The 26579-nt window shown below is 42.6% G+C and carries 32 protein-coding genes; 4 read left to right on the forward strand and 28 right to left on the reverse strand.

Features of this window, described 5'->3' with window-relative positions:
• Nucleotides 1-371 precede the first annotated feature (371 nt).
• Complete coding sequence (locus LYZ37_RS19740; RefSeq protein WP_272787269.1) at nucleotides 372-1613, forward strand: SGNH/GDSL hydrolase family protein; 1242 nt, start codon at nucleotides 372-374, stop codon at nucleotides 1611-1613.
• A gap of 50 nt (nucleotides 1614-1663) precedes the next feature.
• Here the strand turns inward: LYZ37_RS19740 and LYZ37_RS19745 are convergent, their stop codons facing one another.
• The 9 genes from LYZ37_RS19745 to LYZ37_RS19785 all read right to left on the reverse strand — a co-directional run bounded on the left by LYZ37_RS19745 (nucleotide 1664) and on the right by LYZ37_RS19785 (nucleotide 13725).
• Nucleotides 1664-2833 (reverse strand): MFS transporter, encoded by a 1170-nt coding sequence (locus tag LYZ37_RS19745; RefSeq protein ID WP_272787270.1) that lies wholly within the window; start codon nucleotides 2831-2833, stop codon nucleotides 1664-1666.
• Complete coding sequence (locus LYZ37_RS19750; RefSeq protein WP_272787271.1) at nucleotides 2830-3522, reverse strand: aspartate/glutamate racemase family protein; 693 nt, start codon at nucleotides 3520-3522, stop codon at nucleotides 2830-2832. Before LYZ37_RS19750 ends, LYZ37_RS19745 begins: the two co-directional genes overlap by 4 nt.
• 175 nt (nucleotides 3523-3697) lie before the next feature.
• The gene (gene phaC, locus LYZ37_RS19755) at nucleotides 3698-5476 is read right to left on the reverse strand and encodes a class I poly(R)-hydroxyalkanoic acid synthase (RefSeq protein ID WP_272787272.1); all 1779 of its coding nucleotides are present in this window, start codon (nucleotides 5474-5476) and stop codon (nucleotides 3698-3700) included.
• 55 nt (nucleotides 5477-5531) lie between these two features.
• Nucleotides 5532-5879, reverse strand: coding sequence for a phasin family protein (locus LYZ37_RS19760; RefSeq protein ID WP_004743779.1), 348 nt, complete (start codon nucleotides 5877-5879; stop codon nucleotides 5532-5534).
• 35 nt (nucleotides 5880-5914) lie between these two features.
• Nucleotides 5915-7123 carry an acetyl-CoA C-acetyltransferase gene (locus tag LYZ37_RS19765; RefSeq protein ID WP_272787273.1) on the reverse strand — a complete coding sequence of 403 codons (1209 nt, stop codon included), beginning with the start codon at nucleotides 7121-7123 and terminating at the stop codon, nucleotides 5915-5917.
• Nucleotides 7124-7135: 12 nt separating this feature from the next.
• A complete protein-coding gene (locus tag LYZ37_RS19770; RefSeq protein ID WP_272787274.1) occupies nucleotides 7136-7876 on the reverse strand; it encodes an SDR family oxidoreductase in 741 nt (246 codons plus the stop codon).
• A gap of 656 nt (nucleotides 7877-8532) precedes the next feature.
• A complete protein-coding gene (locus tag LYZ37_RS19775) occupies nucleotides 8533-11595 on the reverse strand; it encodes an efflux RND transporter permease subunit (protein WP_272787275.1) in 3063 nt (1020 codons plus the stop codon).
• Complete coding sequence (locus LYZ37_RS19780) at nucleotides 11592-12647, reverse strand: efflux RND transporter periplasmic adaptor subunit (RefSeq protein ID WP_272787276.1); 1056 nt, start codon at nucleotides 12645-12647, stop codon at nucleotides 11592-11594. Before LYZ37_RS19780 ends, LYZ37_RS19775 begins: the two co-directional genes overlap by 4 nt.
• 1 nt (nucleotide 12648) lies before the next feature.
• The gene (locus LYZ37_RS19785; RefSeq protein WP_272787277.1) at nucleotides 12649-13725 is read right to left on the reverse strand and encodes an efflux RND transporter periplasmic adaptor subunit; all 1077 of its coding nucleotides are present in this window, start codon (nucleotides 13723-13725) and stop codon (nucleotides 12649-12651) included.
• A 181-nt stretch (nucleotides 13726-13906) separates the two neighbouring features.
• On the opposite strand from LYZ37_RS19785, the gene LYZ37_RS19790 reads away from it, so the two are divergent.
• Nucleotides 13907-14638, forward strand: a complete 732-nt coding sequence (locus tag LYZ37_RS19790; RefSeq protein WP_171382901.1) for a TetR/AcrR family transcriptional regulator — start codon at nucleotides 13907-13909, stop codon at nucleotides 14636-14638.
• A 144-nt stretch (nucleotides 14639-14782) separates the two neighbouring features.
• Entirely contained in the window at nucleotides 14783-15082 is a 300-nt protein-coding gene (locus LYZ37_RS19795; protein WP_272787278.1) for a hypothetical protein, read from the forward strand.
• 50 nt (nucleotides 15083-15132) lie between these two features.
• Here the strand turns inward: LYZ37_RS19795 and LYZ37_RS19800 are convergent, their stop codons facing one another.
• The 15 genes from LYZ37_RS19800 to LYZ37_RS19870 form a co-directional block, all read right to left on the reverse strand.
• Nucleotides 15133-15468: a nucleotide pyrophosphohydrolase gene (locus LYZ37_RS19800; RefSeq protein WP_272787279.1), complete on the reverse strand. Its 336-nt coding sequence runs from the start codon at nucleotides 15466-15468 to the stop codon at nucleotides 15133-15135.
• A 71-nt stretch (nucleotides 15469-15539) separates the two neighbouring features.
• Complete coding sequence (locus LYZ37_RS19805; protein WP_272787280.1) at nucleotides 15540-16019, reverse strand: GNAT family N-acetyltransferase; 480 nt, start codon at nucleotides 16017-16019, stop codon at nucleotides 15540-15542.
• A 156-nt stretch (nucleotides 16020-16175) separates the two neighbouring features.
• Entirely contained in the window at nucleotides 16176-16325 is a 150-nt protein-coding gene (locus tag LYZ37_RS19810; protein WP_171323346.1) for a hypothetical protein, read from the reverse strand.
• A gap of 120 nt (nucleotides 16326-16445) precedes the next feature.
• Entirely contained in the window at nucleotides 16446-16667 is a 222-nt protein-coding gene (locus LYZ37_RS19815) for a VF530 family DNA-binding protein (protein WP_004743799.1), read from the reverse strand.
• A gap of 120 nt (nucleotides 16668-16787) precedes the next feature.
• On the reverse strand, nucleotides 16788-17135 hold the full coding sequence (locus tag LYZ37_RS19820) for an SH3 domain-containing protein (RefSeq protein ID WP_272787281.1): 348 nt from the start codon (nucleotides 17133-17135) through the stop codon (nucleotides 16788-16790).
• Between the two features lie 54 nt (nucleotides 17136-17189).
• The gene (locus LYZ37_RS19825; protein WP_272787282.1) at nucleotides 17190-17600 is read right to left on the reverse strand and encodes a GNAT family N-acetyltransferase; all 411 of its coding nucleotides are present in this window, start codon (nucleotides 17598-17600) and stop codon (nucleotides 17190-17192) included.
• 87 nt (nucleotides 17601-17687) lie between these two features.
• A complete protein-coding gene (locus LYZ37_RS19830) occupies nucleotides 17688-18155 on the reverse strand; it encodes a GNAT family N-acetyltransferase (RefSeq protein ID WP_272787283.1) in 468 nt (155 codons plus the stop codon).
• 12 nt (nucleotides 18156-18167) lie between these two features.
• Nucleotides 18168-18506, reverse strand: coding sequence for a hypothetical protein (locus LYZ37_RS19835; protein WP_272787284.1), 339 nt, complete (start codon nucleotides 18504-18506; stop codon nucleotides 18168-18170).
• Nucleotides 18507-18520: 14 nt separating this feature from the next.
• Complete coding sequence (locus tag LYZ37_RS19840; RefSeq protein WP_272788392.1) at nucleotides 18521-19165, reverse strand: glutathione S-transferase family protein; 645 nt, start codon at nucleotides 19163-19165, stop codon at nucleotides 18521-18523.
• A gap of 191 nt (nucleotides 19166-19356) precedes the next feature.
• Complete coding sequence (locus LYZ37_RS19845) at nucleotides 19357-19953, reverse strand: DJ-1/PfpI family protein (RefSeq protein WP_272787285.1); 597 nt, start codon at nucleotides 19951-19953, stop codon at nucleotides 19357-19359.
• Nucleotides 19954-20073: 120 nt separating this feature from the next.
• A complete protein-coding gene (locus LYZ37_RS19850; protein WP_272787286.1) occupies nucleotides 20074-20700 on the reverse strand; it encodes a LysE family translocator in 627 nt (208 codons plus the stop codon).
• A gap of 27 nt (nucleotides 20701-20727) precedes the next feature.
• On the reverse strand, nucleotides 20728-21135 hold the full coding sequence (locus LYZ37_RS19855) for a GFA family protein (RefSeq protein ID WP_272787287.1): 408 nt from the start codon (nucleotides 21133-21135) through the stop codon (nucleotides 20728-20730).
• Between the two features lie 156 nt (nucleotides 21136-21291).
• A complete protein-coding gene (locus tag LYZ37_RS19860) occupies nucleotides 21292-21771 on the reverse strand; it encodes a GNAT family N-acetyltransferase (protein WP_272787288.1) in 480 nt (159 codons plus the stop codon).
• A gap of 22 nt (nucleotides 21772-21793) precedes the next feature.
• Nucleotides 21794-22306, reverse strand: a complete 513-nt coding sequence (locus LYZ37_RS19865) for an RDD family protein (RefSeq protein ID WP_272787289.1) — start codon at nucleotides 22304-22306, stop codon at nucleotides 21794-21796.
• 253 nt (nucleotides 22307-22559) lie between these two features.
• Nucleotides 22560-23006, reverse strand: a complete 447-nt coding sequence (locus tag LYZ37_RS19870) for a GNAT family N-acetyltransferase (protein ID WP_272787290.1) — start codon at nucleotides 23004-23006, stop codon at nucleotides 22560-22562.
• Between the two features lie 149 nt (nucleotides 23007-23155).
• Here LYZ37_RS19870 and LYZ37_RS19875 point away from each other — a divergent pair, with 149 nt between their 5' ends.
• Entirely contained in the window at nucleotides 23156-23551 is a 396-nt protein-coding gene (locus LYZ37_RS19875; RefSeq protein WP_272788393.1) for a hypothetical protein, read from the forward strand.
• A gap of 112 nt (nucleotides 23552-23663) precedes the next feature.
• Here LYZ37_RS19875 and LYZ37_RS19880 read toward each other — a convergent pair whose 3' ends face one another.
• The 4 genes from LYZ37_RS19880 to LYZ37_RS19895 all read right to left on the reverse strand — a co-directional run bounded on the left by LYZ37_RS19880 (nucleotide 23664) and on the right by LYZ37_RS19895 (nucleotide 26316).
• Nucleotides 23664-24194, reverse strand: coding sequence for a GNAT family N-acetyltransferase (locus tag LYZ37_RS19880; RefSeq protein ID WP_272787291.1), 531 nt, complete (start codon nucleotides 24192-24194; stop codon nucleotides 23664-23666).
• A gap of 162 nt (nucleotides 24195-24356) precedes the next feature.
• Nucleotides 24357-24761, reverse strand: a complete 405-nt coding sequence (locus tag LYZ37_RS19885) for a DUF1801 domain-containing protein (protein ID WP_272787292.1) — start codon at nucleotides 24759-24761, stop codon at nucleotides 24357-24359.
• Nucleotides 24762-24897: 136 nt separating this feature from the next.
• A complete protein-coding gene (locus LYZ37_RS19890) occupies nucleotides 24898-25686 on the reverse strand; it encodes a phosphotransferase (RefSeq protein ID WP_272787293.1) in 789 nt (262 codons plus the stop codon).
• Nucleotides 25687-25821: 135 nt separating this feature from the next.
• Entirely contained in the window at nucleotides 25822-26316 is a 495-nt protein-coding gene (locus tag LYZ37_RS19895) for a GNAT family N-acetyltransferase (RefSeq protein WP_272787294.1), read from the reverse strand.
• Between the last annotated feature and the right edge of the window lie 263 nt (nucleotides 26317-26579).

Raw genomic sequence — 26579 nt, forward strand, 5'->3', positions numbered from 1 at the left:
TTTCGCAACTATTTTTACTCCCTTTAACAGTTCGCAATAAAGCCATAATTATTATTAACGGGCAAAACGTCACATTGACATATTTAAATACTCTTGAGCTATTGTTGTTTATTTTTCAATCTGATACTTTCAAAATATCAATTAAATAGATTAGCTTTTGTTAATTTAAACATCACTTAAATTGCACTTTCTAAATTAGAACTAATAAAAGTAACACATATAATTTAGTGAATTCTTAATAATAAATAATTTGATCTTAGTTCACCTTTATAAACATTCATAAAACCAATTCTTTGACTCAACACATTCTCATATGAGATACAGGTCAGAGGAGTTAATACTCTATTAATCCACAATTATGAGAACGTTTTATGAAGAATGCACTTTTATTGGCTAGTTCATTGCTTGCTGTTCCCGCGTTTTCCGCGGAGCAACCTACAACACCAGAAGCCGTCACAGCGGCATACGCTGCGTCCGTTCAAAGCAATCAAACATACACTTACGTTAGATGCTGGTACCGCCCTGCTCAAACTCATGACGACCCAGCAACAACATGGGAGTGGGCTTTAAATGAAAATGGCGACTACCTAAAAGTACACGGGTATTGGTGGTCGTCAGTGTCATTTAAAAACATGTTCTACACCAATACTCCTCAATCTGAAATTAAACAACGCTGCCAAGAAACACTCAATGTAAACCATGATACTGCAGACATGCTTTACTACGCGTCGGACAACCGCTTTTCTTACAACCATTCTATATGGACAAATGACACAACATCGAACAGTAAGATAAATCGCTTAGTCGCGTTTGGTGATAGCCTTTCTGACACTGGTAATCTATTTAATGGATCGCAGTGGGTATTCCCCAACGCAAACTCTTGGTACTTAGGACACTTCTCAAATGGTTTTGTATGGACAGAGTATTTAGCTGAAGCTAAAGATGTTCCTCTGTATAACTGGGCTGTCGGTGGCGCTGCGGGTACAAATCAATACGTGGCATTAACCGGCATTTATGATCAGGTCACTTCATACCTAACTTACATGAAGATGGCCAAGAATTATGACCCTAAAAACACCTTATTTACGCTTGAGTTTGGTTTAAATGACTTCATGAATTACGACCGCGAAGTCTCTGATGTCAAAGCCGATCTAAGCAGCGCTCTTATTAGGCTTCGCGATGCGGGAGCGCAACACCTAATCCTGCTGACATTGCCAGACGCCACCAAAGCGCCACAATTCAAGTACTCGACGCAGCAAGAAATTGACAAAGTTCGTGCAAAAATCGTGGCATTTAATGCTTTTATCAAAGAACAGGCAGATTTATACAAAAATAAAGGCATGAATGTGGTGCTCTACGATGCAAACACCTTATTCAACGCAATGACTAATAAACCTGAAGAACATGGTTTCGCTAATGCCAAGGATGCTTGTTTAAATATCAATCGCAGCTCGGCTCTCGATTATTTATACAGCCATAGCTTCACTAACGATTGTGCTTATCACGGTTCGGATAAATATGTTTTTTGGGGCGTGACTCACCCGACGACGGCTGCGCATAAATACATCGCAGACAACATCATTACACAAGAACTAAACAAGTTTCCATTCTAATAAAAAAGGTAGAGATTAGTTTCTCTGCCTTTGTTTTTAAGCCTATTTATTTACGCGATTGCCTTATTAGCTCGATAGGTGTTGAGGCCAAAGATAGCAATGACCGCGAGGACAAAAGGTAATACGTATACATTCATCGTTTGCCACCCAACCGTTGACTCTAACCAGCCAGACATTAAAGCGGTTACGGTTACACAGCTGAACACAAAGAACTCGTTGAAGGCTTGCGCTTTCGATTTGTTCTGGGGCTTGTATGATTGACTGAATAACCCGGTTGCTGCAATGAACATAAAGTTCCAACCCACACCTAAAAGAATCAAGGCCAAGCTAAAGTGCCATATTGATTGCCCGTGAATATTGATGGCAATACACAAAACAAACAGTAAACCACCTGCAAGAATCATTGCTCTTGCGCCAAATCGCTCTATCAGGTTACCGGTGAAAAAGGCAGGGACAAACATCCCCAGCACATGCCACTCAATCACCCCCGCCGCTTTGTTAAAATCAAAACCACAACCTATCATGGCAAGAGGTGTCGCCGTCATCAAAATGTTCATCACCGCATACGCAACCATCGCTGCCAACACTGAGATCATAAAGTTCGGCGCTTTCATAATCTCGCTAAGCGGTTCAGACACAACCTGCTGATGCCGCTCAATCGGCGCAGGAAAACGAATAGTTTGCAGTAAACAAAGCGCAATAATATTAAGGACGATTAGGGACATGAACGCACCAACGTAGAGTCCATCAGTAGACCACTGCTGCGAATAGACTGCTAGGTTTGGCCCTAGCATAGCAGCCAACACGCCACCTGCCATCGAAATAGAAATCGCCCTGTGTCTTGCACTCTCGTCACAGACTTCGATTGCCGCAAAACGATACAAGGTCCCGAACCCGATACCAATCCCCAATAAAAATGTTCCAACACAAAACATTGAAAAGTTTTGCTGCGACAATGCGTAAGTCGCTATCGAAGCACCTGTAATGCCGACCAGATTACCTATACTGAATCCTTTCTTCCTCCCCAGTTTCCCCATGATGAGAGAGGCGGGAATGGTCGCACTCATTAGACCTAGAAACTGTAATGCAACGGGTAAGGTAATTAAGCTAGAACTAGGCGCTAACGTTTTGCCAACTAGCCCAATCACTGAGATCAGCAGAATGTTTCCGGTCATCAGCAGAGCTTGGCATAATGACAACAGCCAAACGTTCCGGTTCATTTCAGCGCCTCTTCGACTGCTGCATTAACGTGAATTGCGACAGTGTCAAACAAAGCAACCTCAGTATCGCTTTGCTCTACAAGTAATCCAATCTCAGTGCAGCCTAAGATCACCCCTTGTGCTCCCGATGCGGCTAGGTCATCAATAATAGTGAGATAATCATCTTTCGATCGCCTATTGATCTCTCCTAAGCAAAGCTCGTTATAAATGATGTCGTGAACAAGCTTCCTCTGTACGCCATTAGGAACAACGACCTCGATGCCAAACTTATCTGTCAGTCTTTGCTTGTAAAATGCTTGCTCCATCGTAAATGCAGTGCCAAGTAGACCTACTTTAGTGATGCCGCGCTTCTGTAGCTCAACGCCTGTCGCATCGGCGATATGAAGCAAAGGGATTGATACAGACTCTTCAACTTGCTCGGCCACTTTATGCATGGTGTTAGTCGCGATGAGAATGAAATCAGCCCCTGCCTTTTCAATAGATTGCGCGGCTTGGCAAAGAATGCTTGCGTTGGCTTGCCAGTCTCCGCTTCGTTGTAACGCCTCTACCTCGGCAAAATCGACACTGTTTAAAATGATCTTCGCTGAATGCAGCCCACCTTTAGCACGTTTAACACCTTCGTTTAATTGCTGGTAGTAAGTCGCGGTTGACTCCCAACTCATACCGCCAATTATGCCAATTGTTTTCATTCCTTTCCCCTCGACTGACTTAATACCAATCACACTAATTATCTGCTCATTCTTGCCGAACATCTAAGTAATGCGATTGGTATGATTGATTTAATTAAACAGATAACGAAAAGTATTACAAACAAAAAAGCCCCTAGCTTTGGATAGCTAAGGGCTTTCGCTTATTAGAGACTGTCTAGTTTGTTTCTTTGATTGGCAAGACCTGCTTGACGTAATTGCCAGGCGCAGGACCCAAGACAGGGAACTGTTCACTACCTACTTTGAACGGTTCAACTTGCTCATCAGGATTAAAGCCAAGCAACCATTGATCCCAATGTGTCCACCACGAGCCTTCAGTATGCTCTGCGTTTGCTAACCATTCATCGGCATTGTCATCCAAAGAATCATTGGTCCAGAAACCATACTTGCCTTTTGCAGGATGATTGACGATCCCTGCGATATGACCAGATTCACCAAGCACGAATGTCTTGTTGCCACCGACGTTAAGTGCGCCACGATAGGTTCCTTGCCACAGTGCGATATGATCTTCCTTGGTTGAGATAAAGTAACTCGGTACTTTGATCTTATTCAGGTCGATCCAAACTCCACCTATTTTCACGCCCTTGTCTTCTACCAACTTATTGTTTAAGTAGAGTTCACGTAACATGAAGTTGTGAGTGTCTGCAGCTACGTTGGTACTATCACTGTTCCAATACAGCAGATCGAAATCGACTGGACTGTTACCTTTTAGATAGTTATCAACGTAGTAGTTCCAATAGAGGCTATTTTCACGCAGAAGACTGAAGGTCACACTTAGAGAGCGGCCATCCATATATCCTTTGGCACTATTCTGAGCTTCAATTGCATTAATGATTGTGTCGTTGATATACGCGCCAACTTCTCCAGGCTGAGAAAAATCTAATAGCGTAGTGAAGAAGGAGGCACTCTTAATGCGCTTTTTCATTCTCTTCGCCGCGTAGTAGGCAATCGTAGACGCCAGCACTGTACCACCAATGCAGTAACCCGCTGCGTTGATTTGATCTTGCCCTGTGATGTCTTCAATCGCCGATACAGCTTTTGCGACGCCATCAGTGACATAGTCACCAAATTCAACGTTACGCTGCTCTTTGCCAGGGTTACGCCATGACATCATAAATACGGCGTGTCCCTGCTCAAGTAGCCAGCGAACCATTGAGTTTTTCTCACGTAAATCAAGAATATAGTATTTGTTGATAAACGGAGGCACGATCAATAGAGGTGTTGCGTTAACTTTTTCCGTCATTGGACGGTATTGAATCAACTCAAACAGCTCATTTTGGAAGACAACGTCACCTTGCGTGTTGGCAATATCCTCTCCGATTCTAAATGCGTTGTTGTTGGTCATTCGAATCTTAAGGATATCGGCACTCGACTCTACGTCTTCTTTCAGCTGCTCTAAACCAGCGAGTAGGTTTTCGCCATTTTGCTCTAACGTTAGCTTAAGCAGCTCTGGGTTAGTGGCGATATAGTTACTTGGAGACATAGCATTGATCGCCTGACGGGAGAAGAAGCTGATACGTTCTTTGCTTTTCTCATCCAGACCCTCGATGCTTTCTATCGTCTCTAGGTAGGTTTTACTAAATAGAAGATAAGACTGCTTGATGAAGTTGAAGAAGATGTCGTTTTGCCACTCTTCGTGTGCAAAGCGTTTATCACCTTTTTCTGCTTTAACAATTTCTTCTGTATTGGCAGTTAGTGCAACGTTTTGCCAAATTTGTAACTGCTGCTGCCACCAGTCTGCTTGAATTTTTAGCAATGCAGCGGGTTGATTTGCGGCACTTTCGAAGAGCTTGGTTGTATCTTCTAAGTTAACCTCTTGCATTGCTTTATTGAGGGGAGAGTTCGCGGCTGCCCTGCTGAGTTCTAGATCTTCCCACCATTTTTGATTGGTTTCTTGGAGCTTAACAAGGTAGTCCGAAAAGAAGTGTTGTAACATATTGCTACTCCTAAGATCGGAAAAATGCCGCCTTTCGGCGGCAGAGAAGTCAGTGTTATGCTGGAGTCACTGTCTTAAGATTTTCCGATGTCATTTGCTCAACATCATCTTTGAACTCTTTCGCGATAGATTGCAGCTTGTTGCTGTCGTCCATCATCTGTTGAGATAGCTTAGTCAGCACATTTAGCTGCTGGCTATTGAACGCAGTTAATGACGTGACGTCTTTCACTTCACTTGCCGCTTTCATTTGCGTTAGACCCATTTCGCTGTAAGTGCGGATAGCATTTAGTTGAAGCTCAGTAAGCACTTCGACGTTCTTCGTCACAAGCTTGTTGAACTTTACGTATGGTTCTAGGCCTTTTTCAGTTTGATCTGTAAATGTTTTGAAGAAATCTGTGTACATGAGTATCACTCCTAAGTTAAGTCCGTTTAATTGGGTTAGTTAATTGATTTGATTACAACTGCAGTGCCCATACCGCCACCTACACACAGTGAAGCGACACCATATTGACCTTGCCCACGATTTAATTCATGGATTAATGAAACAAGAATGCGGTTACCCGATGCGCCAAGTGGATGGCCTAACGCTATTGCCCCACCATTTGGGTTTGCTTTATCGAGAATGGATGAAACAGACACCTGATGTTTGTCTGCTAACTGATGAATTACGCCAAGAGCCTGCGCAGCAAATGCCTCATTCAACTCATAGACATCAATATCGTCGGTTTTAAGCTCAGCTTTTGCTAACGCTTTAGTGACCGCCTCAACAGGACCAAGCCCCATGATTTCCGGCGCTAAGCCCGACTGAGCGTAGCTGACGATTTCAGCAATTGGAGTTAATCCATGCTGTTTAACCGCCGACTCACTCGCAACGATAATTGCACTCGCACCGTCGTTAATGCCTGACGCATTACCCGCTGTCACAGTACCTTCACGGTCAAAAGCTGGGCGAAGTTTCGCTAATCCGCTTAATGTTGCTTCTGGCTTTGGATGTTCATCCGTATCAAAGACAACCGTTTCACGACGTTTTTTCACATCGACGGCAACAATCTCATCTCTGAACTTTCCAGCTTCAATTGCCGAAACCGCTTTTAACTGACTCGCTAAAGCATATTCATCTTGCTGCTCGCGAGAGAGACCAACTTGTTTTGCGACATTTTCCGCCGTTACACCCATATGGTATTGGTTGTAAACGTCGGTTAAGCCGTCATTAATCAGCAAGTCTGTCAGGTTCATATTGCCCATTTTATGGCCGTCACGAATACCTGAAGGTACAGTGAATGGAATCTGAGACATCACTTCGACGCCCGCGGCAACAACCACTTGAGCGTCACCAGAGCGGATATGGCTGACTGCATCCATAACGGTTTTCATTCCGCTACCACACACCATATTCAGCGAATACGCCGGAACTTCGTTTGGTATACCAGCGTAAATTGCCGCTTGGCGGCCAACGCCCATACCTTGACCAGCCCCAACTACATTGCCCACTATCACTTCATCGATAGAATCAACATTCACGCCACTTTCAGTGACGGCAGCTTTGATAGCAATTGAAGCCAAATTACCTGCTGAAATATCTTTCAGCGAACCGCCAAAAGCGCCGATCGGGGTACGTTTAGCACCAACAATAAATACTTTTTCCATGACCCGTTCTCCTTAATGCATGTGTAAGCCGCCATTTACAGAGAGTGTTTCCCCTGTAATGTAGGCGCCAGCTTCACTTGCTAAGAAAGAAACGGATTTAGCCACTTCCTCTGGAGTCGCTAAGCGACGCATTGGAATCTGAGCTTTGATGGACTCAAGTACTTCTGGTTTCATCTCTTCTACCATTGGTGTACCTGTGTAGCCAGGAGCAACAACATTGACTGTCACACCAGAGCGTGCACCTTCCGCTGCAAGCGCTTTGGAGAAACCAATCATGCCCGCTTTAGCAGCCGAGTAATTTGTTTGTCCGAATTGACCTTTGATACCGTTAACTGAAGAGATATTGATAACTCGACCATTGCCCTTCTCACACATGGCAGAGAACAGCGGCTGAGTAACATTGAACACACTATTTAGGTTCGTTTCGATAACGTCTTTCCATGCGGTAGCTGTCATCTTTTTAAACGTGCCATCTCGCGTGATTCCAGCATTGTTGATAACGACATCAACCGTACCTTCTTCCACCAGCAGGCTCGCTAAACGCTCTGCACATTGCTCAGTATCAGTTACATCAAGTTCGAACAAGCGTACTTGATCTTCAGTGAAACCTTTTTCGTTAAACCATTCTTGAGCACATTGCTTTTTACCCGTGAAATGAGTGGCGATGACACGGTAACCATCGTTCACCAGTTGAGTAGTAATAGCAGAACCAATTCCGCCTTTAGATCCAGTGATCAAAGCGATTTTCTTCATTAAGAGACTCCATTCTTAACAGCAATAAATAACCAAACGATCTTCTTTTATTGGTGCTTGCCATTAAGCACCAACCAACGTCATTAATAAAATTTATAAGACTTTTCTTGTGTCTTTTAATTATCAAAACTAATCGGTATTTATTACAGTTCAAATACTTTTCGAATTTAAGTGCATAAAGTTGAACGATGTCTCATATAGAATGTAATGTTATATATATGTTAATCAAAGCTAAGCGGTTGTTTTAAAAAGTATTATCACTATGGATAGGTAAATCAATAAACTATAAGCCCTTCTTTTTACTCACATTAACCTAATTTTCACCCGTTTCATCAATCTTCATCACTCATTGAATGATTACTATTGGCGGTCATTATCTGTTCGATAATATGACAATATTGTTACTAACCGACATTGACTTTTGGTTAATTAAAACGGCATTTAAAATAATAATAATATCAATCAAATCATTTAAATCACTGAATGGAATGATATTTCATATAGATAATTTAATTATACTTTAGTATCAATCAAACAACTTCCTTTAGCATGAAATTAAATGACAATTACAATAATAACAGCTTTAAAAAACGCACAAAAAAGCCCGGATAATAATCCGGGCTGGCTTAATAGCGAATCGTTATTCAGTCCATGAATTATCCGGCAGTGGATTGTTTGATTCGATAGAAGATGGCGAACAAAACAGGTACAACGATCAACGTTAATACAGTAGCAAAGCCTAAACCGGCCATGATAGTTATCGCCATAGAGCCAAAAAATGCATCAAATACTAGAGGTATCATACCCAAAATAGTGGTCAATGCTGCCATACTTACAGGACGTACACGTGAAATCGCACTATCAAACACGGCTTGATATGGTTCTTTACCAGAGCTGAGTTCAATGTTGATTTGGTCGAGTAATACAATGCCATTTTTAAGGATCATGCCACTTAAGCTCAGTAGACCTAAGAAGGCAGTGAAGCTAAACGGCATATCTGTCGCAAGTAAACCAATAGACACACCTATGATTGATAGCGGAACGGTGAACCAAATAACCAACGGCTTTCTAAACGAATTAAATAGCAGCATGGTAATAATGAACATCAATAGGTAGCCCATCGGCAATGAACCGAACAGCGCCTCTTGAGCGTCTTTAGACGACTCATATTCACCACCCCAGCTAATTGAGTAGCCTTCTGGAAGCGCCAATGCTTCTACTTGAGGTCGCACTCGACTAAACAAACTTGCTGGTGTTTCATGACCCAAGACATCGTGGTCAGCCAATACTGTCAACGTACGTTTTCTGTCTCGACGTTGAATAAGTGGCTCTTGCCAATCAAGCGCAACCCCATCAATAACTTGCTCTACTGGGATATAGCTTTGTAGAGTCGGGCTCCATATCTTGACGTTTGCTAATGACTCAAAGTCCACACGCTCTTGCTCAGGTAAGCGAGCGATGATTGGTAGCATGTGTGTACCGTCACGAAGCAAACCAATCGGTGTGCCGCCAAAGGCCATTTGTAGCGTATTGGATAAGTCCTCTTTAGAGATACCTAAACGACGTGCTTTTGATTCATTAAACTGAGGTACCAATTCTTTCGTACGTTCACGCCAGTCGTGTCGAACATTTCGAGCGCCGGGATCTTGCAAAAGCACATCTTCGACTTGTAGCGCGATGTCTCGTAGCACTTGAGGATCTGGACCTGTAATCCTAGCTTCAATCTTAGAAGCCGGTGAAGGACCGAATTCCATTAACTTAAACTGGAAAGTCGGTTGATTGAATGTCACTGAAAGGTTTTTATCTAACTCTTCCAATAGCTCAAACATGGTTTCACGATCATGCGTACGAACTTGTAGCTGAGTATACGCCTCGTAACTCTTCTCCGGTTGGTAAGTTAACGCAAAACGTTGTAAACCTTGACCTGTTGTTGTAGATACAAACTCAACATTTTCTTGCTCGCGAATGTACTTCTCAACTTTCTTGGTTTCTTCAATCGTCTCGCGAATATCCGTCCCTTCTGGCATCCACATGTCGACATAGAACATCGGCGTGTTTGATGGTGGGAAGAACTGTTGCTTGACCATACCGAAGCCTGCCACCGCGACCACTAGCAAACCCACCATACTTACTACGGTTAACCAACGGAAACGAAGTGCGAATTTTAAGCTAGCGCCAAAAACGGTAAACAGGATGCCTTTGTAAGGATCGACCTCTTCTGTTGCGTCACCCTTCTCCTCTTCTTTGAGCAGTAGATCGGCTAAGAATGGCGTCAAAGTCAGTGCTGTAATCCAGCTTAAAAACAGTGAATAGCATAGCACCCAGAATAGTGAGCCCATGAATTCGCCCGTCGCATCTTCTGAAAGGCCAATAGGTGCGAACGCGGTTATAGCAATGACGGTTGCACCAAGCAAAGGCCACTGCGTTTGTTTAACAATATCTACCGCAGCCTGAACCTTCGTTTTACCGCGTTTCAGACCAACTAAGATGCCCTCTACAACAACAATCGCATTATCAACTAGCATACCTAATGCGATGATGAGTGCGCCCAATGAAATACGATGAAGCTCGACATCATTTTGTTTCATTAGGATAAAGGTGCCCATTACAGTGAGCAGTAGAACCGCACCAATGATGATGCCGCTACGTAACCCCATCGCAAATAACAAGACAATGATAACGATCGCAACCGCTTGGCCTAAGCTAACAATGAAGTCATCAACTGACTTTTCCACTTCAGCAGACTGATTGTAAAAGTAGTTAATCTCAACACCCGCAGGACGGATATTTTCTAATGCATCTAGCTCGGTTTCTAAGGCTTTACCTACCTCGACGACGTTGACGCCCGCACCAAAGGAGATCGCAAGGTTAATGGCAGGCTTACCGTTAAATGTCACAACGTTTGAAGGCTTTTCTTGGATGCCACGACTAATCGTTGCAACGTCTTTAAGGCGAATCAAATTGCCGGTATCACGACCGTGAATGATGAGCTCTTCTAACTCCTGCTCTGAACTCATGGTTCCGTTTGGTCGGATCGTTAATGTCTGACCATTAACCATCACTTCACCCGCTGATTGAACACTGTTCTGCTGGCTCAAGAGGCCGACAACGGTATTCATGTCCAGATTAAGCGCTGCCAAACGTTCAAGTGAGACTTCAACAAATAGCTGCTCTTGTTGATCTCCGGCTATGGCTACTTTACCAACCCCATCGACAAGTTCTAACTCTCGGCTTAGATAGTCAGCGTAACGCTTAAGCTCAATGTAATCATAGCCATCCCCCGTCAGCATGATCATGATGCCGTATACATCACCAAAATCATCAATGATTTGTACCGAATTTACGCCACTAGGAAGATTCGGCCTTAGATCGTTGATTTTACGACGCATTTCATCCCATATCTGCGGTAACTCGTCCGGGCCGTATTCCATCTCCATACTTACCATGATTTGAGACATGCCGTTAGAAGATGTAGATGTGATCTTATCGATGTAAGGAAGCTTGCGGATCTCTTTCTCCAATGGATAGGTTAGCTCTTCCTCCACTTCCTGTGACGTTGCCCCAGGGTAAGTCGAAATAATCATCGCATCTTTGATCGTGAATGCAGGGTCTTCTAGTCTCCCTAAATCCATGAAAGATGTATAACCGCCAATTGCCAGTATGATTAGGAACAACCAGCTAATAACTTTATTTTTTATCGAGTACTCAGCAATGCTCACAGCTCAGCTCCCTTGATTTTCATACCGTCGCGTAATTTTCTTAAGTTCGATTTAATCAGTACGTCGCCTTTTTCGATGCCAGTCCCTACCAAGGCGCCACTGCCCGTGATCTGGTCAACCGTCACTGGATAACGATGTGCTTCGCCTTGTTCAAGCTTCCAAACATAAAAGTCTTGGCTTTGTCTGCCAGCATCAATAGCCGTCATTGGTACTTGATATGCTTTATAGGTGTTCAAACCCGCTTTGACTAAATCAACCGACACCTTGGCACTGGTACCAGGCAAAATCGGTGGCTCCGTTTGTGCCATTCGCAACCACAGTTCATAGGTTTGGCTTTGAGGGTGAAGTTCACTGGTGTGCTCATAATACGCAATTGGGTAACTGCCATTGTGACCAGCAAAAGACGCCATTGGCTTATAGTCCTGTGCGTTAGTTGCCGGGTTAAGCATTGCCAACACCGAGTCAGACACTTCTATCTTTACGTATACTTTATTGTCTTGATAGATGGCGATGACTTGCTCACCAGGAGAAACGTTCTCAAATTTCTTCTTATCAACAGAAGAGACCACGCCGTCAAAAGGCGCACGCAAACGCATGTATTTCATTGCCGCTTTTGCGGAACCTAGATTCGCTTCTGCGAGTTGGAAGTTTGCTGTTAACTCATCGAGTTCTGCCCGTGAGATCATCTTGTTTGTACGCAGTTCTTGACCACGTTTTACCTGCTTCAGAGCAAGTTCATACTTTGCTTGAGCGTCGTTTAGTTTTTGCTTCGTTTTCGCATCATCAAGCATTGCTATCGTCTGGCCTTTAGTGACATTGTCACCTTCTTTAACCAAAATAGAGGCAATTTCCCCATCTAAGCGAAACGCGAGCGGCGTTAACTCAGCAGGCATTACCTGTCCGTTGAAATTGCGATATTGGCTTTCTGATGCGGCGGCAACGCTAAATGTGTCTACCATTAACGGATTTGCTTCACGGTGTGTCGAGTCGGGTGTACAAGCCGATAGCAAGCCGACTGAGATTGCCGCTAGCGCAAAAGTTTTGATACGCATGTTAAATACCACCTTCTTTCGTCCATGCTTTCACTTGCTGACCCGGTGAAAGGTTTTCGACGCCTGCTTGAACGATCAGATCGCCACTGTTAATTCCACTAATAATGTTTCCATAGCTATCTAGCTCTACGTCAACCAAAGATAGCGTTTGAGTGCTCGCATCAAAACGATATAGCTGCCCTTGTTCTTGCTGCTTTGACACCCAAGCTGCTTGTGCAATTTTGAAGGAGTCCGACGCTCGGTTGTTAAGAAGTTTGACCTGCCCTGTCATTCCCGGCAAAAGATTGAGCTGCTCAGGGCGCTTAAACGTCAAGCTCGCTTTGTAGCTATTCGTATCAGGGTCTGGTTGGGTCGAGATCTCTTTGAATTGCGCTGGCATCGAAATTTGCTTGTGACTATCCATCACAACTTGAAATTTCGAATCGGCGATATGGTCCAAGCCATATGTCTCTGCATAGCTTACTGGCACCGTCAGCACAACATCTAGAACGCTATTGTCGATAAGGTTAAGAACAGGCTGATTTGCACCGACAACTTGGTGCTCTTTACTAAAGGTAATGGAAACAACGCCATCAAAAGGCGCAACAATTTGTGTGTAATCGAGATCCGTTTTTGCTTGCTCTAATGCTGCCTGCGCTGCCTTAAATTGAGTTTCATTTTGGTCAAACGTATCGACACTAATTAGCTTTTTGTCATGCAGTTGAGCTGCGCGCTCAAAGGCAGTTTTGGCTAAGTTGTATTCGGCAAGACGCGCGTCAAACGCCAGTTGGTAGTCCGTAGGGTCTAGTTTTGCTAACACTTGTCCCTTTTTCACTACCGTTCCCATACGTACTTCTACGCTTTCTATCTCACCAGCTACTTGGAAAGACAAGGCTGCACGGTCTGTCGCGTCTATGGTCGCGATAAACGTGTCGTAGTGGTTAAGTGATAAGTCTGGCACTTCCACCAGCTTTACGGGTTTCACCACTGGTTCGTTGATTTCAGAGTTCGCTTTGTTACAGCCAGCAACCGCTATTGCGATGGCTCCGACAACTAAGAGCTTTGTTACTTGTTTTATTTTTTCTGATGATGTGTTCATGATTGAGCATCTTTGTTTATTACACACCTGTGCAGTATATAAAGAATATGCCCAAGATCAATATTTATTTTCCACTCGTGCAATATAATAATTAAACGATCTATACTGTTTATGTGTTCTTTGATGAAATGAAGCGAAATTTCTGGTAGAAAGAAAGCGTTCCACGAGATTGACGAGAATTATGACTGAAAGAAAGCAAGGCCGAAGAAGTGCTCAAGATGCGGAAAAAACTAAATGCGAGATAATGCGTGTCGCAACTGAGCTGTTCTGTGAGTTAGGTTATGAGCGTGTATCACTAAGAAACATCAGCGAGAAAGCAGGCGTCTCCCATAGTTTGATCCGCCACCACTTCGGCAGCAAAGAGCAAATTTGGTACGCGATCAGTGATGGCTTACACCTATACATGGAAAAGTACATTAGAACGATCATTCAACATATGCCCGCGGATGTCAGTTCAAACGTCAAGCTATACAACTTTTCTGTTCGACTATTGGCACATATGCTCGAATTCAAACAGCCAATGCAGCTTATCGCCGATGCAGTCAGACAAGAAGACGCGCTCTTTGACTACTTCATTGATAATTCTGGCGAAATTGAACAACTTGTTTTTCAGTTAGCTGAACAGTACAACGAGCAGCATCCAGAAGCTCAAATCAAGATATGGGAAATTAAGTGGCAAATGATCATGTATGCACATGGTGCCGCCAGCTTAACGCCATTTATGAAAGAAACTTGGGCCGATGAAACTGATTCTTTAGAGGTTTGCTTATTGAAGCATTGGGAGATGTACAACACCATGATGGCTTGTCGCTTCCAAGTACCTGATGAATATATCTTGCGCCCGACCAAAGTATCTGAACTGGTGTATGAAATCGAATGTGACTTGAAAGGCATGTCTGAAGAACTTTCGTAGCTTTTTGTTATACAAACTAGCGCACATCAGCACCAAACCAATGGCTCAGCAACTAACAATATCTGTGTTTAATCAATCTGTTTTATATTGAATTGTTTGATTGGAAATTGATACTAATCAATTCCAATCGAACTCGCTTGTCGTATGTTCTGTACAAAAATTCACTTAAGTGAAACTAATAATGATGAGCATGCAAACAATACTTCAATCACATTGGACATGATCCACACGGCGATAAATAAAGTTGAAATCGCTAGCAAAATCGATCTAAACACTTTAAAAGATTTTATCAGCGAAAATACCACGAGTGCGGTGACTTCTTTCACCGAAATGAGCCAATGCGATAGCTTGGATGATAAGTTCAAACTGGTGACGACTAGCTTCCCTCAGTTTATCGATCATTCCCAGCATCTTATCGAAACTTCAATTCTTCTCAGTTCATAAGCTAATAGGAACTCGATAGCCTGGCGTCAAACCTCGACAACCTATCCTCTCTACTTAAGCTCTTGAAGCATCATTTCCGGAGTGAGGATTTTGGTGAGTAGATGAGATACATCGGGATCAGATATCGGCTCTAGTGCATACACAGGCTTTCCTAGCCCTAAGGCATAGCCAATATCTAGAGCCACACTTTTTCCTACATAGCCTTCAAAATTAAGGATGTAGATCATATCTGACTGCTTGATTCGTTCTAAGCATCCATCAATGCCGCCCGACTGTTGCGGCTCTGATATTAGTACTTCAACACCCTCTCGCATTAGCTGAGAGCGAATGGCCTGCATTCGGGCTAAATTTTTGAAGCTTCCCGCGACGTAAACTGTTTTACTCATTCTAATTCCTGAATGTTAGTGGTTAAGCTCTAAATAGACTCTTCTCTAAGAATCGTTACATACTGGCTTGGTTATAGCAGTTTCTCCATACCGAGAAGTGTCCAGGACTCACCTTCAAACATTCTCACATCAGACTGTTCCGAAGTAACATGAAACCCTAACGATACATAACTATTTCTAGCGGCATGGTTTTGCTCAAACACAACTAAACTTAACTTAGATGCATTATATTTTTCTTGAGCTAACTCAATAAGTTGAGTCAACATAGTCTTAGATATACCTTGCCCTCTAAAGCCGAAGCAAATATAGACTCGACATATTCTAAAATGAGATTTTGAAACTCGAAATAGCTCCACATAACCCGCATTTACCCCATTGACCTCGAAGACAAAAGGGAGCACTTCAGAAGACAGGCAATGATCGGAGATTTGTTCAAGAGTTAAAGGGAACTCAAACTTGGGTCCACCCCACAAGTAATTCAGCTCACTTGAGTCTATCCACTCAATCAATAACGGATAATCTTGCTGTGTAAAAGACCTTAACTTCCCCATATTGCAACGTGCTCCCAAGATTCAATAGAAAATACCAAATATAACGCGTCAATCATTAAGTATTTATATCGATATCATGGACTCAGCGCAAAGGTTTTGGCTCTTGGCTAAATCAAGGGCTTTACTAGTTGGCGCTTCCGTTTCATAGGTTGTTTGTCAGCCAATTTGCCAAAAGATAACTGAGACAAAAACTCCAACAATAAAGCTTGGTGTGTGAAAGCGTTGATCTCTTGTTTGGTAATACGCTTTGGCTAAGTCTTCTTGATAAGATTTAATGGCGAGTTGTTTAATGTAATTGTTCTGCATGTTCGCTCTCCTTGTTGATACAGTATTAGAGAGCTTAAAACCTCAAGCTTAGTTGAGGTCAAGGCGAGAGTTCAAAAATTGGTGAAAAGACAAGCGCATATCAATACGCTTGTCTTGTTGCTATTTACAAAATGTTTCGATGTATAGCGCTTCAACTTTATCTCTCGCCCATTGCGTTCTGCGTAAAAACTTCAAAGAAGATTTAATCGACGGATTACTGTAGAAACAGTTAATTTGAATTCGCTCATCCAAACCTTCCCATCCGTAGTGTTCTTGCAATCGTACAAGGATCTTTTCTAGGGTTAATCCATGCAACGGGTTGTTTGGTTGTTCTTGGCTCATCTTGGGTTTTCCTAAGATATTAAGTCAGCGCGCAAGTTTAGCAGATCAAGACCTGAAAGTTTTTGTTTTGTTGGATGAGCCTTTTTATCCCTCTCGAATAGAGAGAGTTTCGCAAATGCGCTAAATCGATACAAGATGATTTAATGGAGCCCAAGCAACTTGCTCACTAGCATCTAACTTTCGACACCATATCCAACCATTGAGCTCATAAATCTTCACCACTCGCTCGCCAAGTTTTAGGCTGTGCTCAACGGCAGTATAGTCCTCTAAGACTGTTACTGCTCCCGCATCAATGTCCAATATCTGCTTCGGGACCCAACCTTGTTTGTTATTACCTCGGCAAAGTACCCAATTTGCCCAATCTCCTTTAGGGTCAGACTCTTCAACGAAGTCTAATACTTCCCCCACGACTACCTGAATAGGAGAATCCGGCGCATCTTGATAATCTTTTACAACCTTATATTCCATGACGTTTCCTTTTTCCATTTAGGGAGTCTCTCCCCACAACCTATGCATTGCTCTTTAGTTACATGGCTTAAATTTTTTCGTCATTCCTTGGCAAGAGGGTGCCACGAGCCTATATCCAAGTTTTTCATAAAACGCAGGCTCATCTGCTATCATTGAGACGTATGAGCCCTCAAGCGCTACTGAAGAGAGATACTTATCAATATATTCCATCACTTGTTTTCCTAAGCCCATCCCTTGATAGTTAGGATTAACTGCGACATCGACTACCTCGAAATTACATGCGCCATCACCGACGACTCGGCCCATCGCAATTAAAGAACCCTCTTTTCGAATTGATATCGCATATAGACTGTTTGGCAATGCTATTTGCGCGGCTTTTAGCGATTTAGCAGACAAGCCTGCGGCGACGCGCAGTTCGCAAAATTCTGCTGCACTAGGTGTTACTTCTTCGTACTTGAATGTCATTAGGAACCTCTCTTTCACTACTGCTCTATACTATACAAGTTAACTGTATATATAAACAGTAAAGATTATTAAGAGAGACTAAAATGACTAAAGAGCCCAGCGGAAGAATGGACGTTTACCTTCCATTCGTTCTATTTCTGCACCAAGCCTTGCGTAGAATTTATGTGCTTTGGTGTTGTATGGGCTCGCAGTCCATGAGATGTGAGACGCCAAGGACTTTTCACCCTCGATTTTAAGAGAATGCATCAGAGCTGCGCCATATCCCTTTGAGCGAGAACTTCCGACGATGAGCAAGTCATCAAGCCAAACTGATGGCTCACCGCTAAAAGACGAATAACGATAGTGATACAGTGCAAAACCCAACACTTCTTCATCAACCTCTAATAGCAGGGCATAAGCAAAAGGGGACTCGCCAAATAACGTACGCTGGATTTTCTCTATGGTCGTTGAAATTTGCCCGTCAAATCCTTTCATGCTGCGGTCGAACTCAGATTTAAGCACAATGAGCTCAAGCAGTTTACCTGCATCTTGTTTTAATGCTTTCCTTACTTTCACATTACTCTCCCACTACAACACAATGCACATCAACAAACTGAATGCACCAGATAGAAAAAGCAACATGCTAATGCCAACATCAAAATTTGACTGACTGTCATTAGCTTTAGGTTCATCGGCTATTGACGCTGCCATTCTTGTTGCTGGGTTAGGGCTATGTCTTAAATAAGGCTCTTTGCCCGGCCTCGCAATCAGAAAGAGGCCACTCAGGCTCCATTGGATCAGCAGAGCATAGAAAAAGTAATCGCTGACAAAGTTCAGTTCGGGAACCGAAAATAGCAGCTCACTGACATGCAGTGCAAAAGAGGCTAGCCCATTAACCACGAGCACAAAAATTAAGATTCTTAGCACGCTTCCTCCTCCTATCAGTACGATTCAAATGGCGTAAGGTCTATACCTTCAATTGTGCAAACCTCCCTAATGGTGGGGTTTGCGCACAAACGCTTTAAGTAGGCGGCTAGATTGGCAAAACTAAGTGGAGACTTTTCAATTGGCAATGACCACTCAGCTAGCATGAATAAGAAGTAGTCACACGCTGTTAGCGTATCGCCCAACAAGTACTCATTCTTTGCGAGCTGATCATTGATAATTGAAAGCGCGTCGGCAATTCTTTCATCCTGAGCGATAACAAGGTTTGGAATAGTCGTTTCATCATTAGTGTGACGATGCGGGTAATAACGAACCATGAGTTCAGCTTGCAGGGTATTGTTTAGAAATGCGAGCCACTGGAAAAACAGCGGTCGACTAGGATCGCCAATTGCTTGCATGAGGCTTGATTCCGGGTGAAGCTCACAGATATGAATACAGATAGCAGGACTTTCGAATATCGCTTGCTCATTCACAACCAATGTCGGGATTCGCCCTGCAGGATTGAGTCGTAGATAATCCGCTGATTTTTGAGAGTTTGATTTTTTGTCGACTAACAATAGCTCATAGTCTGCATTTAAGTGATGAAGCAAAAAATGAGGCGCTAAACTCGCATTATTTGGATAATAGTAAAGCGTGAACAACATAAACTCCTTGTTTCAGAATTAGCGCATTAACTCGCATTAATCTTTTGGTTACACAGTTTGTTATACAATATTTCTTCGCCTGATTGCTGTCTCATACTAACTTTCTCGATACAACCAAACGCCCCAGTTGACAAAATACATGCACATGCTTTGTGACGAAACCAATCGTCAATTCGCTCTATGTATTTCTAAAGATACTCTTCAATTACAGACATACAGTGCTGTACGGTACTTTCTTTTTCACCTACTGGTGCAACGTAATGGATCGCTGATTCAACGTTTGCCCTACCCGATAGCTTGCCAATAACCCACGCAGCTAAATATTTAGAAGACAAACATCCACCAGCTGTCGCAATATTGCCATGTGCATAAAAAGGTTGCTCTAAAACCGTCACGCCTGATTCAATCACCCAAGGCTTTGTCGTGAGGTCCGTACAAGCGGGGATTTGATGCAACAAGCCAAGAACAGACATCAGTAAAGTTCCTGAACATTGGCCACCAATTATCTGCGTTCGTGGGTCAAGCTTTAGCCTTGATAAAATGTCCTGATCCTGCGCAATGTTACGAGTTTGAGCGCCACTCCCAAACAACACGACATCAGCACTATTTGCAAATTCTAGAGATTGCTGTGACTGAACTGTCACCCCATTCATCGAGGTGACCGATTTTGAGGGGCTAGTGATCTGAACATTCCAACCAGCGTCCTTCATTCGATTCAAAATGCTCGAAGCGATGAAGGAATCTAACTCATTAAATCCTTCAAATGTTAATACCGCAATGTTCATATACCCTCTACTAGCTTCCTGCTAATTAACAACCTGCAAACTCTCACTCCAAAAGCTCGCCATAGACACCAAGTTAAAGTGACAAGGTTTATCCGTCAGTCACAAGGCAGTGTTATAACTCTAGCGTTCACTAATGGCGACTTTACCTGCTAGCCCGATAAGCAGGCACCCCGAGACTCCTTCGAGTACACGAGAATATCGCTGAGAATTGGGGCGACTGAACACCCAACTACCCACTGATGCGTATAAAAGGTTACACAGTGTCGCTAATACGCTAAACAATAAACCGAGCACTAACAATTGTAGCGACACTGAGCTGCTAGATGTTTCGATAAACTGAGGTAAAAATGAGAGGAAAAACAGCGCTACCTTCGGATTGAGAACACTAACAATTACCCCTTGTGAGAAAACACTTTTATCTTTTTCAATATCTGTATTAGTAATGATTTTGCTTTCACCACGCCACATAGAGCGTAGTGACTGAATACCTAAATATACTAAGTAAGCCGCACCCAGCCATTTTATCGCGCTAAAGGCAACCGCAGAGCTAAGGATAATTGCAGACAAGCCTAAACACGCTGCCAGTGTGTGAATAAAGTAACCGACACCAAGTCCCAGTGCCGCCTTCAACCCACTTATCAACTTGCCCTTCATTGTATTCGATACAATGTAAATAACGTCGGGCCCGGGGATCATATTGATCGCTAAACAAGCGACGACAAATAATAGTAACGAATTTAAATCCATTTGCTGTACTCCATTCGTTTGTGGTGCCTACTTAGGGAAACCTAACATTTGTTCTGCTTGTAAACCGGCTTTATGCCAATTTGTCTGCTCAGAACAGAATATCTGTGCATCTAACTCTTTTGATGGTTCTTCATTTAATGAGCCAGCAGGAACAATTAAAAACTTCCCACTTTGACTCAGATACGGCAAACCGGAACCACACTCGATGCAAAACGCTTTCGAAAACGATCGAGTAGGATGGTCAAAACGTTTTATTTTGTCTTCCCCTTTCGTCCACTGAATATTCGAAGGAGAGGTAAACAAGTTCGAAGCATGAGCCGAACCGGTAAGCTTTCTACACTGTTCACAATGACAGAAATAAAACTTACCAAAGTCGTCCTTCACTTTAAAAGCAACACTTTCACAGCAGCAACCACCGGTAATTTTTTTGTGCATACCACACCTCCATGTTTGGCTTTCACTCAATCACTTATGTCGTCAGACTATTTTAAGTACCATGTTATTCACTAAGTTGATTTGAAACAACCACTACTGACGCGAAGCCAAATTTCAATAGGTAGATCATCGGATACGGTAATTACAGCGCGATGGTTATCGAGCAAAATCGACTAACTCGTCACCAGCCAAACGGTAAATGCTCCACCCGTCTAAAGGTCTAGCTCCAATCGACTTATAAAAATCTATTGCAGGTTCATTCCAATCCAAAACGCACCACTCAAAGCGACCACAGTTTGCCTCCAGAGCTAGATTGGCTAAGTATTTGAGAATTTCCTTTCCTCCACCTATCCCTCGATATTCTGGAGAGACATACAAGTCTTCCAAATAAAGACCGTTCTTACCTAGCCAAGTAGAATAATTGAAAAAGTAAACCGCGAAGCCAATTGGCTCGCCCTTGAACTCACAAATAATGGCATGAGCCGTAGATTGTGGAGAAAACAAGCTAGCTTCGATATCCGAGACAGTGGCCTTGACCTCACTCTCCATTTTTTCATACGTCGCCAAGTCTGTTATGAATCGATGTATGGTTTCTACATCGCCTTTGTTTGCTGGCCTAATCTCGATATTGTCCACATTCCCTCCTTGGAAGTATTCGTTATTTAAAAGTCCTGACAACGACAGAGCCTGCTATGTAATCATGTATAGCTCGTCTTTTCTCGTTAAATAGCATGGAAATGGTTTCTAAAAGAACCCAACCCAACATCATGAGGCCGATAAACATAAACAATAGGCCTTGTTCCAAACTCTCATAAGTCTGCCCGTAAAAAACGATTTGAGCGTATGCGTATATCGTGACTGGAAACAAGATAATAGGGACAATATCACGTAGGCACGATTGCTTAATGGTTAAATTACGGCTTTCAGATACATCTAGCACTTTCACCTTGGCCACCATCTTACCAATAGTTTGACCATATTTTGCATGCATAAAGACATAGTATGTAATGCCTAATATTGAACTACCTACTCCCCATACGAAAATACCTGCTGAGCCAACCACTCCAGAAAGCACATAGTCATCAATCCATTGCAATGGTAAGAAAACTAACCCATCTATAAAAATGGCGAATAAGCGCCTCCAAAAGTTAGAATATTTACTGGTATACATAATTACTCCTTAAAGATCAGCCCGTTGTTTGAGGCTAAAATGTACACCAGTTAAAAAAGGCCTAAGTATGGTAAAGAGTGATTTGCGAAGCAGAATATAAATACAAATGCATACTGCTGTAAACTCATTGAGAGCGAGACAATCAAACTCCGCGTTTAGGCGCGCCGAAGTATCAGCCTGAATTAAATGCTTCACCGCTGAATCTATAGTGAAGTAGAAGTGCTACAGGTTAGAAGCACGTCTCGAAGACATACTATGTACGAATTAGCGACATAGGGACAAAGCGAATTCCATTCACCTCGCCTTCATCTCCACTAACTGTAAAACCATTATGACAGTAAAAGCCCATCGCATTAATCGAAGAGCGCAGCGATACCTCTTTAGATTCAGTTGAAGCCAGCAAATGATTGAGCATATCTCGGCCCAAACCTGAGCCTTGTGCTTGCTTGGAGACAAACAGGTGAGTCAGATAGTTTCCATCACGTAAAGCGGCGAAACCGAGCAACTGGTCATCGTATACAGCTTTAATCGCTAAGAAGTTTTCACCACCAAACACGGTATGTAAATCGGGAATGACTCGTTCGATAAACTGTTTTTTACCTTGTTCGCTAAACAAAGGAAGAATGTCTATAGTCGACACTTCTGAAACAAGGCTTAACACCTTATCTAAGTCATCAATTGATGCTTTCTGAATATCCATATTCTTTCCAAGTAAATTAAGCCAACCAACATACACACTAAACCTGCTTCATCGAAAAATTACAGCGCAGTCTAATTCTGCTCTAAACGCTTTGTGATACTGGTGCGCTAAAGGTACAATCGCACGCTAGCCAATATGGACACGCAATGATGCTATTTAACAACGATATCGACGAAATGATCAGCTATTTAGAACGTTTCTGCAAAGAACCGCATATAAAAGCACTTGATGACGTTTCTGATGAGCAGATCAACTTGCTGCTCGACTTCTTAGCATTGGCCCACAAGTTGAAATGTGATGTTTACGCGACGAGAAACCTAAGCTGTTCACACTTTATCGGTCTTGGCACATTCGCTTTAACACAAGATCGAACACCTCAAGGAAACCTGTTTCTGAAAGTTGAGCAAAACCAGATCTACCTGACATTCGAACTCGATAACTGCAATGAAGATAACCTGTTAACACCGATTCGAGTGATTGACGCCCTAACCTATCTTGCTGAAAACACGGGCCACGCACTGCTACCAGAAGATTATTGCGAATGAAGAAACCGAACGCCCTGCTAAACAGCTAGCAACACTTAGCTAATACCGTAAACTCTATACCACCGAACAACCACAAGTGCCGAGTATTAGAAGTCCGATTTACTGAAAATCGTTATAATCCTATTTTCGAATATACGGCTGTGCTACTTAACTGGCCTGACGGCAGCTTTCGATCATTGCGCAATATGCCCTCAAAAATATACCCACATCGCTCTGCAACTGCTCGACTCCTAACATTTTCCTCTGCCGCCTTAATTTCAATTCTATTGGCTTTGAGTTCTAAAAATGCGTAATTCTCTAGTGCTTTAACCGCTTCCACCATAAAACCATGCCCCACACACGAGCTACGTAACCAATACCCAATTTCAAAATAAGGGACGTCTTTATCTCGAATGATTAGACCAATTGCACCTACAAAGTTGTTGGTATTTTTATCTAAGAGTGAATAACGCAGTTCACCTTCAAAATTTTCAAAGTTACTAATTGCTTGCTTTGTATTCTCTATTGATTCCGATTCAGTCAATGCATATTTAACCCAAGGTAAATACTCTCCGAGTTCATTTTGACTTTCTACTATTGCTTCTAGCATTAAAGGCTGAAGCTCCATTGAAGGAGGAACTAACCTTAATCTCTCCGTTTCCATATATACCTACATCCGATATAAGCTTAAACACCGTATTAAGGTGCACAACACTAACACGTAATATAACCATACTAACAACGTCTTAAACACAAAACTCAACGATGGAACGAGAAACGCCGCGCGTTACCAATTACTCTTAAACAGTTTGTTGTGTGAATTTTTCTACGCGCCTAAAAGAGGTAAATGTTTTCTCTGCTGATAGGTTAAAGCTAACTCTAAACATGACTTAATTGCTGCTTCTGGTATCGGCTTCGCTAAAGATAGAACTATCGCTCTGTTTCCCTGAAACACCAGCTCTTCACCGTACAATTCCCTGAATGTATAGATGAGCTTAGTCTGGCAATTAAAGAACACGTAATAATTGTTGGGAGATTTGAGCTTCCAGTCCATTCTTAGCGGACTGCCTGTTTTTACACTGTAGCTTGGTTCACCCCACTTAAGAGTTTCATCGACTTCACCAAGTTCCAACTCAGAAGCAATTTTAAAGACTAGATTTCGTAGCTCCGTTAACCTAACACGAGCATTCTCAGGGTATTCATAAAAGCGCTCTTTGACTGCATTATTCATTGGAACCTCCTAATCACATATCGCCCAATTAAGTTGTGAGCAACGCTGCCACATGACCTAAAGACTTCACCGTAATCACTTAAGCTCAACTTAAACCAAAACCATCACGCGTTGATAGCCCCTCTTGAGCAGTTTGTTATAAGCATTTTTCACCCAACATAACATCGGTAATATACTGCTCATGGCTGCTGAGATATTTGATGTCTGACAGGTAAGCCAAATGATGCCCATTTTTAATGTTTTCGATGAAAGCCTTATTACCGTTATTTGCTTCGTTGTGCATATGGTCTACCAAAGCTTGAACTCGGTCTGTCATTGCTTTCACTAAATCCTGACGATCGTTTTCTAGCAAACCATAAGCATCGCAAAACTGCTTGGCGCGCATAGACTGAGATTTTAAGTCACCCATTGCATCATATTCATGTGTTTTGAATGGAGCCCAGGTGTACACCGCATAAGCAATATCCCAAACTCTCGGTGCTGGATGTGCGGTATCAAAGTCAATAATGCCCACAGTTTCTGAGCCAATAAGCGAAACATTATAGGGCGCATAATCTCCGTGACAGATAACCTCTATAGGCTCTCGACTGGGAAGCATCCACTTTAGAGATTCGTTCGAATGTTTTGATAAAAACGAACTAGATGCATCATGGTAAAACCGAAGAAGTCTAGCAGCAGATGACAGCGCTTCATTCGTAGCAATATTACCTTTCAGCGGATAATTGAAAACATCTCCTTCGACATAAGACAAAATTTCATTACCATTATCATCGAAGCCATAAGGCTTAGGTGCTGCATTAAAGCCACTTTCGGCAATATGTGACAACAAACGATGTACAGTTGAAGTCCACTTACCACGTGGTCGATAAATTTTATTTTCAGAACGGAAAATCTGACCTTCGCGCCCACCTTGAAGTTCTTGCATTAATATCCTTATGTGTAATTTTGGTTGTGCTTATAACGCCTGCTTAAGCGGCTGCCAATGCACTAAACCCAAACAGGCCACCGTAATCACCAAACTCAAACCGAACTAAAAATGCCATAGGTTGACAGTCTGACCTCAAGCACTTGTTAGCATTCGGTATCGAGCTACGTCAAAGCCGTACATCACTTGCCTATCAACAAACTCAAAACCAAACTGTTCATAAAAATTCCGCAGACGCTCCCTACCACCATGACAGTCACACCGTAGCCATTCACAGTTCAGTTTTTCTGCGAGCGACCGGATTTCAGATAGAGCTAATGAACCCAGTCCCTTAGAGCTAGAAGAATTGGTAATTGCTAGCTTGTGAAAGAACATGCTATTTGAATCTGTTGGCAAATCTTTCCAAAAGTCATCGAGCCCAAAGGATATAAACACACACCCTACAAACACACCATTATGTTGAAAAAAATACAAACCATCTAAAGAGTATGACTTTTTGAGTGAAGATACCTGTACTTGCTCGTTAGTCCACAATGGTACATTACGAGCGTTACAACGTTCGACAACTTCAAGTAAAATGTTCGAGGCTAACTCCCAGTGAGCTTCTTCTGAAGCTTTGCACAATTCCATTTGTCCTCCATGTAGAATGCTAGCAGCTCTTAGCCAGAACAATTCTGCAATTGCTGATATCAAACTGCAACCATATCTCAAATATCTGAAAACTAACAGTTGCTTAGCTTGAGCGTTGTGAATTCTTATCCGCAAAATCAAGAATATCTCTATACATCCTGCCTTACTTTGCCAAACTAAAAATTATGTATAAATAAACAGGTGTTCATTATGAACAAATCGCCGTTCTTGGCGTACATTCGTGACTTTATGCTGGGTAGAAA

This window comes from Vibrio tubiashii (assembly GCF_028551255.1).
Taxonomy (GTDB): domain Bacteria; phylum Pseudomonadota; class Gammaproteobacteria; order Enterobacterales; family Vibrionaceae; genus Vibrio; species Vibrio tubiashii_B.

Coding starts and splice junctions, on each gene's coding strand:
- LYZ37_RS19740 (WP_272787269.1), top strand. CDS start 372: ATGAAGAATGCACTTTTATTGGCTAGTTCATTGCTTGCTGTTCCCGCG.
- LYZ37_RS19745 (WP_272787270.1), bottom strand. CDS start 2,833: ATGAACCGGAACGTTTGGCTGTTGTCATTATGCCAAGCTCTGCTGATG.
- LYZ37_RS19750 (WP_272787271.1), bottom strand. CDS start 3,522: ATGAAAACAATTGGCATAATTGGCGGTATGAGTTGGGAGTCAACCGCG.
- phaC (WP_272787272.1), bottom strand. CDS start 5,476: ATGTTACAACACTTCTTTTCGGACTACCTTGTTAAGCTCCAAGAAACC.
- LYZ37_RS19760 (WP_004743779.1), bottom strand. CDS start 5,879: ATGTACACAGATTTCTTCAAAACATTTACAGATCAAACTGAAAAAGGC.
- LYZ37_RS19765 (WP_272787273.1), bottom strand. CDS start 7,123: ATGGAAAAAGTATTTATTGTTGGTGCTAAACGTACCCCGATCGGCGCT.
- LYZ37_RS19770 (WP_272787274.1), bottom strand. CDS start 7,876: ATGAAGAAAATCGCTTTGATCACTGGATCTAAAGGCGGAATTGGTTCT.
- LYZ37_RS19780 (WP_272787276.1), bottom strand. CDS start 12,647: ATGCGTATCAAAACTTTTGCGCTAGCGGCAATCTCAGTCGGCTTGCTA.
- LYZ37_RS19785 (WP_272787277.1), bottom strand. CDS start 13,725: ATGAACACATCATCAGAAAAAATAAAACAAGTAACAAAGCTCTTAGTT.
- LYZ37_RS19790 (WP_171382901.1), top strand. CDS start 13,907: ATGACTGAAAGAAAGCAAGGCCGAAGAAGTGCTCAAGATGCGGAAAAA.
- LYZ37_RS19795 (WP_272787278.1), top strand. CDS start 14,783: ATGTTCTGTACAAAAATTCACTTAAGTGAAACTAATAATGATGAGCAT.
- LYZ37_RS19800 (WP_272787279.1), bottom strand. CDS start 15,468: ATGAGTAAAACAGTTTACGTCGCGGGAAGCTTCAAAAATTTAGCCCGA.
- LYZ37_RS19805 (WP_272787280.1), bottom strand. CDS start 16,019: ATGGGGAAGTTAAGGTCTTTTACACAGCAAGATTATCCGTTATTGATT.
- LYZ37_RS19810 (WP_171323346.1), bottom strand. CDS start 16,325: ATGCAGAACAATTACATTAAACAACTCGCCATTAAATCTTATCAAGAA.
- LYZ37_RS19815 (WP_004743799.1), bottom strand. CDS start 16,667: ATGAGCCAAGAACAACCAAACAACCCGTTGCATGGATTAACCCTAGAA.
- LYZ37_RS19820 (WP_272787281.1), bottom strand. CDS start 17,135: ATGGAATATAAGGTTGTAAAAGATTATCAAGATGCGCCGGATTCTCCT.
- LYZ37_RS19825 (WP_272787282.1), bottom strand. CDS start 17,600: ATGACATTCAAGTACGAAGAAGTAACACCTAGTGCAGCAGAATTTTGC.
- LYZ37_RS19845 (WP_272787285.1), bottom strand. CDS start 19,953: ATGAACATTGCGGTATTAACATTTGAAGGATTTAATGAGTTAGATTCC.
- LYZ37_RS19850 (WP_272787286.1), bottom strand. CDS start 20,700: ATGGATTTAAATTCGTTACTATTATTTGTCGTCGCTTGTTTAGCGATC.
- LYZ37_RS19855 (WP_272787287.1), bottom strand. CDS start 21,135: ATGCACAAAAAAATTACCGGTGGTTGCTGCTGTGAAAGTGTTGCTTTT.
- LYZ37_RS19865 (WP_272787289.1), bottom strand. CDS start 22,306: ATGTATACCAGTAAATATTCTAACTTTTGGAGGCGCTTATTCGCCATT.
- LYZ37_RS19870 (WP_272787290.1), bottom strand. CDS start 23,006: ATGGATATTCAGAAAGCATCAATTGATGACTTAGATAAGGTGTTAAGC.
- LYZ37_RS19875 (WP_272788393.1), top strand. CDS start 23,156: ATGCTATTTAACAACGATATCGACGAAATGATCAGCTATTTAGAACGT.
- LYZ37_RS19880 (WP_272787291.1), bottom strand. CDS start 24,194: ATGGAAACGGAGAGATTAAGGTTAGTTCCTCCTTCAATGGAGCTTCAG.
- LYZ37_RS19885 (WP_272787292.1), bottom strand. CDS start 24,761: ATGAATAATGCAGTCAAAGAGCGCTTTTATGAATACCCTGAGAATGCT.
- LYZ37_RS19890 (WP_272787293.1), bottom strand. CDS start 25,686: ATGCAAGAACTTCAAGGTGGGCGCGAAGGTCAGATTTTCCGTTCTGAA.
- LYZ37_RS19895 (WP_272787294.1), bottom strand. CDS start 26,316: ATGGAATTGTGCAAAGCTTCAGAAGAAGCTCACTGGGAGTTAGCCTCG.